The sequence below is a fragment of the Actinomadura fibrosa genome (genome assembly GCF_900659615.1).
Classification (GTDB): Bacteria; Actinomycetota; Actinomycetes; order Streptosporangiales; family Streptosporangiaceae; genus Spirillospora; species Spirillospora fibrosa.
This window is the reverse complement of record NZ_CAACUY010000007.1, coordinates 107,311-121,821: the sequence shown is the minus strand read 5'-3', so window position 1 is coordinate 121,821 and position 14,511 is coordinate 107,311. Positions and strand designations below refer to the sequence as shown.

The window sequence follows — 14,511 nt, the reverse complement described above, 5'->3', positions numbered from 1 at the left end:
AACCAGCCAGACCTACGACCCCGACAAGGCCTTCACCCCCACCCTCATGACGGCCGCTTGACGGCTTAGCACCATCGGAGGTCTGCTGGCGACGCCTCGTCCGCTGATTCTGTGAGGACCTCTTAGCGAGCGCCTAAAAGCTAGTCGCCTTGCAGCTTGTGACGCACTCCTCAAGCACCTCAACCTGCGGATCTTACAAATGAGGGTTGTGTGAGGTCTGGTGGGGTTGAATTGCCGTTTTCGTACTAGTCATGCTGTCCCCATCACATGTCTTTACATTGTAGATCATTATGAGACTCGGTGGACCGACGCTGACCGGCGCTGGATATCATCGAACGCCTTTTTAACACAGTAAGTCGATCTATTTCGTCACGCGGCGCGGATGCCTCGGATGCGGATCCGGTTGCGTTCGCCCGGTCGCGGGTCCATGGGGAAGTGGCCTGGCCGCAGACGGGGTGGACCGCCTGCGGCCAGGGTGAGGTCAGGCCGCCTGGCCCGCCTCGGCGTCGTCGAGCCGTTTGACCTTCGGAATGAGCAATGCCAGCAGCGCCGCGACGGCGCAGCAGCCGGCGATCAACCACAGGCCATTGGTGAAGCCGGCGTCCAGGTAGAACTGGGTACCTTTCAGCTCCTTGCCATGCTGGGCCATGAGGACGAAGGCGAGCTGGGCGATGAGCACCTGTGCGACGCCCTGGCCCAGGCTCTGCGCACCGTTGGCCAGTGCCTGCTCCTCCGGTGCGACCACCTCGATGATCATGATGGGCACGATGGACACGATCATTCCCATGCCCACGCCCGCCACCACGCCCATCGTGATGAACTCCGACGCCGAGTGGTGCAGCTGCGTGCCGATCCCGTAGCCGACGGCCGCGAGCACCGCCCCGCCGCCCAGCAGGAAGCGGGCATCCACGCGGCGGGCGAGCACGCCGGTCCCCACGGCCGCCGCGATGATCAGAACGCTCATCGGGGCGGTGACCCAGGCGTTGTGGGTCGCCGACCAGCCCAGCCCGTCGGAGATGGTCGGGATCTTGGGCATGAGCGCCAGGAGCTGCAGGACCGGCCCGACCCCGTAGATCGCACCGGTGGCCGCAGAGGTGGCCAGCAGAACCGTCCAGACCTGCCGGCGCCGCACGAGCGCGAGCGGCAGCAGCGGCTCGGCGGTCCGGCTCTCCACGACCACGAACAGCGCCAGCGCGACCAGGCTTCCGGCGATGTAGGCGATGAACTCGCCGCTGGTCCAGCCCCAGTCTGAGCCCTTCCCGATGGCGTAGACGATCGCCGTGATCGCGCCGCCGAGCAGGATCCCACCTGGCCAGTCCATCCTGCCGTGCCCCTCGCGGATCGGGCTCTCGGGCACGAACACGGCGACCAGCAGCAGGCTCAGCAGGGTGCCGCCCACCATGAACCACAGCACCGCGCGGAAGCCGTGGTCGTCCAGCAGCCAACCCGACAGGAACGGCCCGGTCAGCGCGACGAGCCCGACCGCGCCGCCGAGGAGGCCGCTGGCCAGGCCGACCAGGTGGCGGGGGAACACGTCGCGGGTGATGGCGAAGGCCAGCATCGCCGCCGGCGTGTACAGCCCGGCGATGCATCGGCCGACCAGCAGAACGCCGTAGTCGGTGGCCAGGGCGGCCACCAGGTCGCCGACGAGGCCGAGCAGCGCGACGATGAGGATGACGCGCTTCTTGCCGTACATCGCGCCGGCCTTGGCCGCGAAGGGGATGGCGAAGGTGCCCGCCAGTACGCCGACCAGGGTGAACCAGGCGATCTGGGTGGTGTGGAAGTGGATCGCGACCTTGGCTTGGGCGTTGCCGCCCAGCATCCCGACGAGTGACACGAGTTGGACGGTCCACAGCAGCGAGACCAAGGTGAAGGCGTGCCGAGGACGGAAGTCCGTGTCTTCCGGTAGCGGTGCGTGCGCGGTCTGTGCGTGGGACATGGCGCTCCCAGGGGGTGGGGAGGAGGGCCCAGAAGGTGGCCCTTCCCGTGACCCTGGACGCTACTAGCTAAGTTTTAACAATGCTAGACTTTTGAGGCCGCGAATCATTCATCCGCGGTTCGCTCCAAGGAAGGATCCGGATGGTGCCGCCATCGCTCATCCCGTTTCCCGCTCACCTCCACCCGACAGCAGGAGTGCCGCCGGTCGCAGGCACATGGCACGTCCGCGCCGACGCTCCGCTGGCCGCGTTGACGGAGGTCGTGCGCGAGCTGCTGCGTCCGCACCTCGGGAAGCGCCTGGTCACCGAACACGGCGACTCGGAGCTGCGGCTGACGCTGGGCGCTGTACCGGCCGGCACCGGCACCCTGGGCGTGCCCCCGAGCGGTGAGCCGGCCGACGAGACCTACCGGCTCGCCGTCACCGAACAGGGCATCGTCTGCCGCGCCAACTCCGTCGAAGGAGCGTTCCGCGCGGCCACCACGGCCGCTCAGGCCCTCGCCGGCGGCGAGGACCTGGCCTGCCTGGAGGTGGCCGACGCTCCGCGCTATGCCTGGCGGGGCCTGATGGTGGATCCCGCGCGGGGTTTCGTCACGGCGGCCGAGCTGCGCCGCCTGATCGACCTGGCCGCCCTCTACAAGCTCAACGCACTTCACCTCCACCTCACCGACAATGAGGGCTGGCGCATCGAGCTACCGGGCCTTCCGCAGCTCACGGCAGGTGACAGCCCGTTCTACACCGTTCGGCAGTACCGGGATCTCCAGGCCTACGCCGCCGAGCGTTTCGTCACGCTCATCCCGGAGATCGACCTGCCCGGGCACTGCAAGGCGCTGCGCGCGGCGTTCCCCGATCTGCCGGCGGCCGCCGCGCCCGGCGCCGCGTCGCAGGTGCGCACGCTCGGCGAGCACGTGCAGTTCCATCCGCCGCTCGACCTGGCCGACCCGGCCACCGCCGCGATCGTCGAGCGCGTGCTGGCCGAAATGTGCGCGTTGACCAGCGGGCCGTACGTCCACATCGGCGCCGACGAGGCCATGGGCATGGCCGAGGAGGACTTCTCGCATGCAGTCCGCACACTGCGCGCCCTGGTTCGTGAGCACGGCAAACACCCGCTGGCCTGGCAGGAATCGGCACGCGCCGGAGTGACCTCGCACGACATCGCCCAGTACTGGTTCGCCCCGTCGATGATGTCCTCGACTGGGGCGTCCCAGAGCCCGTCCTCGGTCGCACTGGATGTATCAGACGACGACATGCGCGCGGTGCGGGAGTTTTTCAACCGCACGGCAGGAGACCTGGACCGCATCGTGACGGGAGGCGGACGGGTCCTGTTGTCCCCGCAGTCGCACCTCTATCTCGACCGTCCCTATGTCCGCACGACCGCGCCGACCGAGCAGGCCGATCTGGCGGATCGTCTGGGTTTCCCGTTCTATCCTCCTGAGACTCTTCAGGAGCTGGCTTCCTGGGACCCGGCCGTCTACGGCATCCCGGAAGCCCAGGTCGCCGGTATCGAAGCCACTCTGTTCGGCGAGACCGTCGGCGGCTTCGACGACCTCACCACGCTTCTGCTGCCGCGTTTGCCGGCCATCGCCGAGACCGCGTGGTCGGGCTCCCCTCCCAGTTGGCCCGAGCACCGCTCGCGGCTGGCGGACCACGCGTCCCTCTGGCGCGATCGCGGTCTCCGTTACTTCGCCTCCGAGGAGATCCCGTGGACGTCGGACACGCCGGCCGGTCGACTGCCGGCGGGACCGCGCTGAACCGGCGGACCGGCCGGCGGACCGGCTCCGTCCTACGCGGAGCCGGCGTCCCGGCCGGACGGCATGTACAGGCTCCCGAACGCCTCCGCCAGCGTGGCGACGTCGACCGACGGATCCATCAGCCATTGGAGCTGCAGCCCGTCCAGGACGGCCAGCAGCAACCGCGCCAGATGGGCGGGGTCCACGTCCCGGCGGACGTCCTCACGCGCCTGGAGGCCGGCGAACTCGCGCTCGACCGCCGCCGTCAGCCGCCGGTAGCGGTCGACGAAGAAGCCATGCGCGTGGTGACCCGGATCGACGGCGGCCGCCGACAACGCCAGGTACAGTTTCGCCAGCCCGGGCTGGTCGAGGTCGTAACGCATCGCCCGGACCAGCGCGTCGATCGGGTCCCGGGCCGCCGCCGCGATGGCCTCGACCGCGATCTCCTCGCGCCGCTCCAGCACCGCCAGCAGCAGTTCCTCGCGCGATCGGAAGTAGTACATCAACGCCGGCTGCCGCACCCCGACCCGGTCGGCGATCTCCTGCAACGATGTTCCCCGCTCCCCCAGCTCCGCGTACACCTCCAGAGCCGCGTCCAGGATCTGCCTCCGCCGCTCGATCCCCTTGCGGTACGGGCCGCGCTTGCGCCGGTCCTGCGGCCGTGCCGCGGCATCGCCGTCCGGAGGCGCCTGCCCATACCGGTCATCGTGCCGGCGCCGGACCGGCTGCTGATCGGGCAGCTCCTCGAAGCTGGCAGCCCCGGCGGCCTGCCCAGCACCCTCGTCTCCGGCATCCCTCTGACGCGCCCGGTAGGCCTTGGCCTGGCAGGACCGTGAGCAGTACTTCGGCGGGCGCCCCCGCCCCTTCGCCTCCACGCCCCCACCGCACACCGCACACGCCGGCACCGCATCTCACCTTTACGTCACACCAGCTCACACGATCGTGACGAAAACACTACATCAGCGCCGAGCGGGCCGACGCACGACGTCGAGTCGGCGCGCCACGAGAGGCGATCCTTGGAGCGGGGGCGTGGACCGCCATCCGACACACCTTGCGAAAGGCTGAGCGGCGTAATATTTTAGTGATACTAGAAATTTGCATCCGCCCCTCAGCTCGCGCCTCCCACGTCCGGCCCTGTGCTTCGTTGGAAAGAGGACCTCCCGTGAACGATGACCGCGATCTCGCCGAGGCCCTCGACGCCCTGACCTTGGAGGAGAAGGCGGCGCTGCTGTCGGGCCGGGACGGCTGGTACACGGTGGCCGTCGAGCGCCTCGGCATCGGCTCCATCATGTTGACGGACGGCCCGCACGGCCTGCGCAAGATCGATCCCGGTGCGGAGCGTTTCAGTCTCGAGGCGAGTCTGCCGGCCACGTGCTTCCCCACGGCGGCGGCTCTCGGCTCGTCCTGGGACGTCGATCTGCTGGCTCGGGTCGGGGAGGCGCTGGGACGGGAGAGCCGGGCGGCGGATGTCGCGGTTCTCCTGGGGCCGGGCGTCAATATCAAGCGCTCGCCGTTGGGCGGTCGCTGCTTCGAGTACCTGTCCGAGGATCCGCATCTGACCGGCCGGCTGGGGGCGGCGCTGGTGAGCGGCGTCCAGAGCACGGGCGTCGGCGCCTCGGTCAAGCATTTCGCGGCCAACAACCAGGAGACCGAGCGCATGCGGGTCAGCGCCGAGGTCGATGAACGTACTCTGCGCGAGATCTATCTGGCGGCCTTCGAGCACATCGTCACGAGCGCCCGGCCATGGACGGTGATGGCCTCCTACAACAGGATCAACGGCGTCCACTGCACGGAGAACCGCTGGCTGCTCACCGAGGTACTGCGCGAGGAGTGGGGCTTCGACGGACTGGTGGTGTCGGACTGGGGCGCGGTGACCGACCGGGTCGCGGCGCTGGCCGCCGGCGTCGACCTCGACATGCCCGGGATGGCCGAAGGCCCGGAACGCATCATCGAAGCGGTGCGTGCCGGGCAGTTGGACGAGGCGGCGGTGGACGGGGCCGTCACTCGCCTGCTCACGCTGATCGGCCGGGCCGCCTCCGCCGGGCCGGCCGAGGCGGCCGACCTCGACGCCCATCATGCGCTCGCCAGGCGTGCCGCCGCCGAGTCGGCCGTCCTGCTCAAGAACGAGGACGCCCTCCTTCCCCTGGACCTCGCCGGCACCCGGCTGGCGGTGATCGGCGAGTTCGCCCGGACCCCGCGTTTCCAGGGCGCGGGCAGCTCCCGCATCGTTCCGACTCGGGTGGACAACGCACTGGACGCACTCACAGCGCTGGCCGGCCCCGGTGCCGGGCTGTCGTTCGCTCCCGGCTTCACCCTCACCGGAGACGGCGACGCCGAGCTGATCGACGAAGCCGTGGCGGCGGCCGGTGCGGCCGACGTCGCCGTGGTGTTCCTCGGCCTGCCGGAAGGTGAGGAGTCGGAAGGCTTCGACCGCGAACACCTCTTGCTGCCGCCCGTCCAGCTCCGGCTGCTGGAGGCCGTCGCGCAGGCCAACCCCAACGTGGTCGTCGTCCTCGCCAATGGCGGCGTGGTCGAGGTCGCCGCTTGGCAGCACCACGCCAAGGCCGTGCTGGAGGGATGGCTCACCGGCCAGGCCGGCGGCGGCGCGGTCGCCGATCTGCTGCTCGGCAGGGCGAACCCGTGCGGCCGGCTGGCCGAGACGATCCCGGTCCGGCTGGCCGACACGCCGTCCCACCTGAACTTTCCCGGCGGGGACGGCAGCGTCCTCTACGGCGAACGGCTCTACGTGGGGTACCGCTACTACGACGCCAAGGACGTGCCGGTCGCCTACCCCTTCGGCCACGGCCTGTCTTACACCACTTTCGCCTACAGCGACCTGCGCGCCGAGGTCGAGGGTGAAGGCGAGGACACTCTCGTGCGCGTCCGGCTCACTGTGGCCAACACTGGCTCGGCGGCGGGCAAGGAGGTCGTCCAGATATACGTGGACGACCTCGAATGCTCCCTCGACCGTCCGGTCCGCGAGCTCAAGGCATTCAGCAAGGTCGAACTCGCGCCGGGTGCGTCCACGACCGTCTCCTTCGACCTGCACGCACGCGACCTGTCGTTCTACAGCGCCGCCCGGAAGCGCTGGGTACTGGAGTCCGGCGACTTCGAGATCACCGTCGGCGCGTCGTCACGTGACCTGCGCCTGCGCACCACCGTGACGGTCACCTCCCCCGGAACCGCGCAGCCGCTCACCGAGGACTCCTCGGTCGGCGAGTGGCTGGCCCATCCGCTCGGCGGCCCCGCCCTCCTGCGCGCGATGAGCGAAGGCCAGGGTGTGGCGGTCGCAAGCGACCCGGAGATCCTCCGCATGGTCGAGTCGCTCCCGTTGAAGCGGCTGGCCTCGATGAGCGGTGGCCGCCTTGACCTCGGCGACGTCACCCGATTGATCGATCAGGACGGCTGATCCGCGAGACCGGTCGCCGGCCCGTCCATCGGGTCGAGGCCCAGCAGACGAGAGGCAATGATGGCATCCAGCGCGTCGACCGGCAGCACGGTCGTGAGTCCCGCCTTCCTCTGGGGGGCGGCCACTTCACCGCACCAGGTCGAGGGCAACAACATCGGCAGTGACTGGTGGGTGCGCGAGCAGCTCGTCCCCGGCATGCAGCCGAGCGGCGACGCCTGCGACAGCTACCACCGCTACCGCGAGGACATGCGGCTGCTCGCCGACGCCGGTCTGAACGCCTACCGGTTCGGCATCGAGTGGGCACGGATCGAACCGCGCCCCGGGCAGATCTCCCGCGCCGAGCTCGCCCACTACCGGCGCATGATCGATGCCGCCTTCGAGTACGGGCTGACCCCGGTCGTGACCCTCCACCACTTCTCCAACCCCCGCTGGTTCGCCGAGGAGGGCGGCTGGACGGGCGAGACCGCCGTCGGCCGCTTCGCCGCCTACGTCGAAGCGGCCACGCGCATCCTCGACGGCGTCGAGTGGGTGGCCACGATCAACGAGCCGAACATGATGGCGATGATGGCCATGCTCCAGGAGGCCATGCGCGACGGCGGCCTGAAGGAGTGGCAGAGCCCGACCGTCGACGGCGAGGCCGAACGTGAGCGCATCGCCGCCAACCTGCCGGTACCGAAACCCGAGTACGGGCACCGGTTCGTCGAAGCGCACCACGCGGTACGCGACATCGTCAAGCGGCGGACCGGGGCCAAGGTCGGATGGACCATCGCCAACCCCGCCCTGACCGCGACGCCGGGGAACGAGGGCAAGCTCACGGAAGTGCGCTACGCGGCGGAAGACCTGTACCTGGAGGGCTCGGCCGGTGACGACTTCGTCGGCGTGCAGGCGTACTCCTCGCAGGCGGTGGACGAGAACGGCCTCGTGCCGCATCCGGATCATCCCGGCAACACGCTGACCGGGGCCGCCTACCGGCCCGACGCGCTCGGCATCGCCGTCCGCCACGTCTGGGAGGTCACCCGCACGCCCATCCTGGTCACCGAGAACGGCATCGCCACCGCCGACGACGAGCGCCGCGTCCGCTACACCCGCGAAGCGCTCGGCGGCCTGATCGCCGCGATGCGGGACGGCGCCGACGTCCGCGGCTACCTCCATTGGAGCGCGCTGGACAACTACGAGTGGGGGCACTGGGAGCCGACCTTCGGGCTCATCGCGGTGGACCGCGAGACCTTCGAGCGCCGCCCCAAGCCCAGCCTCGGCTGGCTCGGCGACGTCGCCCGCTCCAATGGCGCGTCGCTCACCGCCACCGGCACGACCACAGACAAGGAGACCACGGATGCCCGCATCGACGCTTGACGACGACATTCGGACGCTGCTCAGCCGGTTGAGCCTTGAGCAGAAGGTGGCCCAGCTCGGCGGCCTGATGCTCCCAGATCTTCTCGCGCCCGCCAGCGACGGCGGTGAGGTCACGTACGGGATCGACATCGGCCGTCTGGACGTGCTGCGACCGCATGGGGTCGGGCACCTGTCCCTCGCCTGGTTCGCCGGAGGCGACGAGGCGTCGCTGCGGAGGAATCTCGCCGACGTCCAGACCGGTGTGCGCGAGCGGAGCGAGGGCATCGGGGCGATGGTCCACTTCGAAGCGGCCAACGGCCCCATGCACGACGCCGCCCCGCAGTTCCCGACCCCCTGGGCGCAGGCGGCCTCCTGGGATCCCGGCCTGATCCGGGCGATGAACGAGGTCACCGCCTCGTTCATGGAGTCCGTCGGCGTCCACGTCGTGTTCGCCCCGGTCATGGACGTCGCCCGCGATCCGCGGTGGGGCCGCACCCATGAGACCTACGGCGAGGACCCCGAACTCGTCGCCCGCTGCTCGATCGCCTTCGTGCGGGGCATCCAGGGCGACGACGACACCGCCCCGCTGCTGGCGACGGGGAAGCACTTCCTCGGATACGCGGTCACGGAAGGCGGCTTGAACCGGGCGGCGACGCAACTCGGACGGCGCGCGCTGGCCGACGAGTACGCCGAGCCGTTCCGGCGCGCCATCGCCGAAGCCGGGCTCGCGCTGGTCATGAACTCCTACAGCGAGATCGACGGCGTGCCCGCCGCGGCGAACCGGTGGCTGCTCACCGACCTGCTCCGGACGGAGCTGGGCTTCACCGGCACCGTGGTCAGCGACTACGACTCGGTGAAGATGCTCCAGACCGTCCATCGCACCGCGGCGACCACGGCCGAGGCGGCCGTGCAGGCGGTGACGGCCGGAGTCGACGTCGAGCTTCCCGGCTCGGAGACCTACCCGGCCCTCGCGCAGGAGGTGCGCGAGGGCCGGCTCGACGAAAGCGTCATCGACGAAGCCGCCGCCCGGGTGCTCCAGACCAAGGCACGGCTCGGGCTACTGCCGCCGCGGACGCCCTCGTCCGCGCCCTCACGGCCGGAACCCACGGTCGATCGGGAAGCCGCCGCGGCCGTGCGGCGCACGATGGCCGAACGTGCGGTGGTCCTGCTCACCAACGACGGCACCCTTCCCCTGACCGCCGGACGGCGGCGGATCGTCGTCACCGGTCCGGCCGCCGACGAGCTGCGCATCCATTTCGGCGCCTACAGCGCCGTCTCGACCGCCGAGATGCGGCTCGGAGCGACGGCCCTCCGCAGCGGGGAGATCCCGGGCATCGACCCGAAGAACTACGTCTTCACCGACATCTTCACCACACGGATGCCCGGCCTCGAACCGCGCTTCGAGGCCGAGGCGCGCCGCCTGCACCCGGAGGCGCCGACGCTGCTCGATGCGCTCCGCGACGAACAGGCTCACGTCACCCATCTTCCCTTCGGCGGCTTCGGTGACGACGCCGTACTGGACGCCGCGGCCGTCCGGGCCGAGGTGACGCCGGACGACCTCGTGATCGTCGCGGTCGGCGAGCGCACGGGCTGGGTCGGCCCCAACACCGCCGGGGAAGGGCAGTCGACGGCCGAGCCCCGGCTCCGCGGCGATCAAGAGGACCTCGTGCGCGTTCTGGCCGAGACGGGCGCGACGGTCGTCACCGTGGTCGTCTCCGGGCGCCCGCTGCTGCTCGGGCCCGTGGTGGAGGCGTCCAGCGCGGTCGTGCTCGCGCCGCTTCTCGGCGAGGAGGCCGCCGCCGCGGTCACGGCGGTGCTGTTCGGACGGGTGAACCCGAGCGGGAAACTGCCGAGCACGTTCCCCCGGAGCCACGGCCAGGTGCCGCTCTACCACGGTCAGCACCACGGCAGCGGTCTCGGCCACCATGCCGGCTACAACGACCTCGACCAGCAGACCCCCCTGTTCGCGTTCAGTCACGGCCTCTCGTACACCACGTTCGACCTGAAGCTCCACACCATGACGAGCACTTTCGACGCCAGCGGCCGCATCACCGCGACGGTGGACGTCAGCAACACCGGCTCCGTGGCCGGGAGCACGGTGGTGCAGTTGTACGCCAGGGACGAGGTCTCCCGCGTGGTCCGTCCCGCGCGCCAGTTGCTCGACTTCGCCCGCGTCACCCTCGAACCGGGCGCGTCGGCGACGGTCGAGCTCTCGGCACCGGCGGCCCGGCTGGCCTACACCGGCATCGACGATGTGCGGCGCGTCGAGGCAGGCGACGTGACGCTGATGGCCGGCTTCGCGTCCGACGACGTCCGCGCGGAGACCCGGATCACCATCAACGACGACGCGAAGGAGAAGGTGTCGTGACCGACCTCCTCCTCCCGCCGCCCGACCGGACCGGTCTCATCGCGGTCGGCCGCCTGCCCATGCGCGCGATCACCCGGGCCGCCGAGATCGACCTCGACGGCGACTGGGACTTCCAGCTCGCCGACGGCTGGGACGCCAAGCTCGGCTCCGACTGGCGACGCGTCCAGGTTCCGTCGCTGTGGACGATGAGTTCCGAGGTCGACCGGCCCCACTACACCAACGTGGCGATGCCGTTCCGCGAGACGCCGCCCGACGTCCCGGAGCACAACCCGGTGGGCGTCTACCGGCGGAGCGTCGACCTCGCACCGCAGCCGGATCGGCGGATCATCCTGCACGTCGGCGCGGCCGAGGGACACTTGCGCGCCGCCGTCAACGGCATGGTCGCCGGGACGAGCACCGACTCGCACCTGGCCGCCGAGTTCGACATCACCGGCCTCGTCCGAGCGGGAGGCAACGTCGTCGAGCTGGCGGTCGCCAAATGGTCCGCCGCCGCGTACATCGAGGACCAGGACCACTGGTGGCAGTCCGGGCTCAGCCGGTCCATATGGATCTACTCGCTCCCCGAGATCGCCCTGGCGGACGTGGTCGCCCACGCCGACTTCGACCCGGCGACGCGCCAGGGCACCCTGACCGTCACCGCCTCGACGACCGGACTCGACCAACTGGACGAGCACCGGCACACCGTCCGGGTCACCGTGCTCGACGAGGAGCACGAGGCACCGGTCAGCGCGCGAGCCGACCATCCCGTCATGCCGGAGAACGGCGGCGACCGCAGCCGTCGCCCCGAGCCCCAGATGCCCGAGGACTTCTGGGACTCGGTCGGCCTCACGGCCGCGGGCGCCCAGATCCCCGCCCGGTTCGCCGACCTCGCCCAGCGCCTGGCGGACGCCGTCCTCCCCGGCCCGGCCGCCGGCACCACCACCATCAGCCTGGACGGCCTCGATGTACCGCCCTGGTCGGCCGAGCGGCCGCATCTGACACGGATCCGGGTGCAGTTGCTCGACGGCGACGGAACCGTGGTCGACGAGACGGAGCCCCGTGTCGGCTTCCGCCGCGTCGAGGTCACCGGACGCGACCTGCTGGTCAACGGCGAGCGCGTCCTCATCCAGGGCGTCAACCGCCACGACTTCGACCCCCGCACCGGCCGGGTCATGTCCCGGCAGCGGATGCGGGACGAGGTCTCGCTGCTCAAGCGGTTCAACTTCAACGCCATCCGGACCTCGCACTACCCCAACGACCCCTACCTGCTGGACCTGTGCGACGAGATGGGCCTGTACGTCGTCGACGAGGCCGACGTGGAGGGCCACGGGTTCTCCTCGACCCTCGCCGACGACCCGCGGTTCCGGGAGCAGATCGTCGGGCGCGTCGCGCGGATGGTCCAGCGCGACCGCAACCACCCGTCCGTCATCGCCTGGTCGCTGGGCAACGAGACCGGGTACGGCGCGTCCCACGACGCCGCCGCCGCGTGGGTGCGCCGCGCCGATCCCACCCGTCCGCTGCACTACGAGGGCGCGATCATGTTCGACTGGCACGGCGGGCACGCGGCGACCGACATCGTCTGCCCGATGTACCCGTCGTTCCCGGCGCTGGAGGCCTTCGTGCGGGACGAGCGGGCCGACCGTCCGCTCATCGCCTGCGAGTACGCCTACTCCCAGGGCAACTCCACCGGCGGCCTCGCCGAGTACTGGAAGCTGTTCGAGAGCCGGCCCGGCCTTCAAGGCGGCTTCATCTGGGAGTTCATGGACCACACGCTGGATCCGAACGGAGACGGACGGTATCGCTACGGCGGCGACTTCGGCGACGAACCCAACGACGGCGCGACCGTCGCCAACGGCCTGGTCTTCCCCGACCTCACCCCGAAGCCGGCGATGTACGAAGCGCGCGGGATCTTCAGCCCCGTCCGCATCGTCTCGGACGCGACCGCCGCCTCGATCGGCCGGATCCGCCTGCGCAACCGCCGCCACTTCGCGGACCTGTCCGATCTCCGGCTGAAGGCGCGGGTCGAGACGCGCGACGGCGCGACCGACGCGGTTCCGCTCGCTCTCGCCGACCTCGGCCCGCAGTCGGAACGGACGATCGAGCTCCCCGCGGACATCGTCGACCGGCTACGCCGCACCGACGCGCTCGCGCTCTCCCTCGCCGTCACGACCGCCGAGGATTCACCCTGGGCACCGGCGGGCACGGAGCTCGCGGTTCACCAGGTCGTCCTGCCCCGGCCCTCGCGCGTACTGCCGGCCGTCTGGGGACGGGTCCGAGTGGACGACCACGGCGACCTCCGCCACCCGCTCCTCGCCGCGCCGCCACGGCTCGCGCTGTGGCGGGCGCTGACCGACAACGACGGCTCGTTCATGCTCGACCAGCGTTTCGTCCGGTCCGGCTTCTTCCATCTGGAAGTGAAGGACGTGCGGGTTCGGCAGCGCGACAGCGCCACCGCCGTCACGCTGCACTACCGCACGGCGTTCGACGAACCGGTCGAGCATCGCCGGACGATCACCGGCACCGGGGCAGGCCGCTACATGTTCACCGAACACGTCACGTTACCCGAAGGCACGAACGACGGCCTGCGTGTCGGCATGCGCCTCGATCTCGCCGAGGGCTTCGACCACGCGCAGTGGGTCGGACTCGGGCCCTGGGAGAACTACCCGGACCGCGATTCATCGGCCCTGCTCGGACGATGGTCGGCCGCGATCGACGACCTCGCCGTGCCCTATACGCTGCCGCAGGAGAACGGCACCCGCGGCGGCGTGGACACCCTCGAACTCGGCGGACCGGCCGGCACCGCGCGGTTCGACTCCCGGGAACCGCTGTTCGCCAACGTCTCCCGCTACACCGTCGACCAGCTGGAGGCGGCCGACCACTGGTGGCGGCTGCCCGCGAGCACGGCGACGATCGTCCACCTCGACATCGCCCACCGCGGTGCCGGCACCGCCAAGCTCGGGCCCGACACACGGCCCGCCCACCGGCTGACCGGCCGTACCTACTCCTGGACATGGCACATGGCCCTGGACCGACGCTCGCACATCGGCCGGCGGGCGGACCCGTGACCGCGCCCATCACCGGTCTCGCGCGCGCAACGGAGCCACTCGCAGTCACCCGGACGGCCGTGACCTGCACGCGGCGTACGATCGGCACGTGACCAGCGGGCGGAAGCGCGGTCCCTACCGCAAAGGTCTGGAACGCCGCGAGCAGATCCTCCAGACGGCCTTGGAGGTCTTCGCCGAGCAGGGCGACCGCGGAACCTCCTTCCAGGAGATCGCCGACCGGATCGGCGTCACGCAGCCGGCACTGCTGTACTACTTCGGCACTCGCGAAGAACTCCTTCTGGCGGTACTGCGGCGGCGCGACGAGATCGACAGGGCCCTGGCCGAGCAGGAGAGGGACCCGGTCACCGCCGTAACCGACGCCGTCAGGCACAACGCCGAGGTACCGGGACTGGTCAAGCTCCACGTCGCCCTCTCGGCGGCGGCGACCGACCCCGACCACCACGCGCACCAGTACTTCACCGACCGCTACCGGCGCTTCGGAAGGGAGATCGCCGAAGGGTTGGCCGAAGGGCAGCGCTCGGGCTGGATCCGTGACGACGAGTCCCCTGAGCGGCTGGCCCGCCTGCTCTTGGCGGCCATCGACGGCCTCCAGACCCAATGGCTCATGGACTCCTCGATCGACATGCCGAAGTTGGTGGAGACGTTCATCCGCCTCTGCATGCCTCCAAGCGACGCCCACTAAGGCGCTGATC

The 14,511-nt window shown here is 70.4% G+C and carries 8 protein-coding genes; 6 read left to right on the top strand and 2 right to left on the bottom strand.

The features are described from left to right. Positions 1-481: 481 nt before the first annotated feature. On the bottom strand, positions 482-1,939 hold the full coding sequence (locus E1300_RS05095; protein ID WP_131755695.1) for an MFS transporter: 1,458 nt from the start codon (positions 1,937-1,939) through the stop codon (positions 482-484). 140 nt (positions 1,940-2,079) lie between these two features. Here E1300_RS05095 and E1300_RS05090 point away from each other — a divergent pair, with 140 nt between their 5' ends. Further along, positions 2,080-3,687 carry a family 20 glycosylhydrolase gene (locus E1300_RS05090; protein ID WP_131755694.1) on the top strand — a complete coding sequence of 536 codons (1,608 nt, stop codon included), beginning with the start codon at positions 2,080-2,082 and terminating at the stop codon, positions 3,685-3,687. 32 nt (positions 3,688-3,719) lie between these two features. On the opposite strand, the gene E1300_RS05085 is transcribed toward E1300_RS05090, so the two are convergent. Continuing rightward, on the bottom strand, positions 3,720-4,541 hold the full coding sequence (locus tag E1300_RS05085) for a TetR/AcrR family transcriptional regulator (RefSeq protein WP_207399489.1): 822 nt from the start codon (positions 4,539-4,541) through the stop codon (positions 3,720-3,722). A 176-nt stretch (positions 4,542-4,717) separates the two neighbouring features. On the opposite strand from E1300_RS05085, the gene E1300_RS05080 reads away from it, so the two are divergent. The 5 genes from E1300_RS05080 to E1300_RS05060 all read left to right on the top strand — a co-directional run bounded on the left by E1300_RS05080 (position 4,718) and on the right by E1300_RS05060 (position 14,501). Next, on the top strand, positions 4,718-7,075 hold the full coding sequence (locus E1300_RS05080) for a glycoside hydrolase family 3 C-terminal domain-containing protein (protein ID WP_207399488.1): 2,358 nt from the start codon (positions 4,718-4,720) through the stop codon (positions 7,073-7,075). 57 nt (positions 7,076-7,132) lie between these two features. Beyond that, positions 7,133-8,428, top strand: coding sequence for a glycoside hydrolase family 1 protein (locus tag E1300_RS05075; RefSeq protein WP_242618949.1), 1,296 nt, complete (start codon positions 7,133-7,135; stop codon positions 8,426-8,428). Further along, positions 8,409-10,775 carry a beta-glucosidase family protein gene (locus E1300_RS05070; protein ID WP_131755693.1) on the top strand — a complete coding sequence of 789 codons (2,367 nt, stop codon included), beginning with the start codon at positions 8,409-8,411 and terminating at the stop codon, positions 10,773-10,775. Before E1300_RS05075 ends, E1300_RS05070 begins: the two co-directional genes overlap by 20 nt. Next, on the top strand, positions 10,772-13,819 hold the full coding sequence (locus E1300_RS05065) for a glycoside hydrolase family 2 TIM barrel-domain containing protein (RefSeq protein WP_207399487.1): 3,048 nt from the start codon (positions 10,772-10,774) through the stop codon (positions 13,817-13,819). The genes E1300_RS05070 and E1300_RS05065 overlap by 4 nt, the downstream gene beginning before the upstream one ends. Before the next feature lie 88 nt (positions 13,820-13,907). Further along, positions 13,908-14,501 carry a TetR/AcrR family transcriptional regulator gene (locus E1300_RS05060; protein WP_131755692.1) on the top strand — a complete coding sequence of 198 codons (594 nt, stop codon included), beginning with the start codon at positions 13,908-13,910 and terminating at the stop codon, positions 14,499-14,501. Positions 14,502-14,511 lie beyond the last annotated feature (10 nt).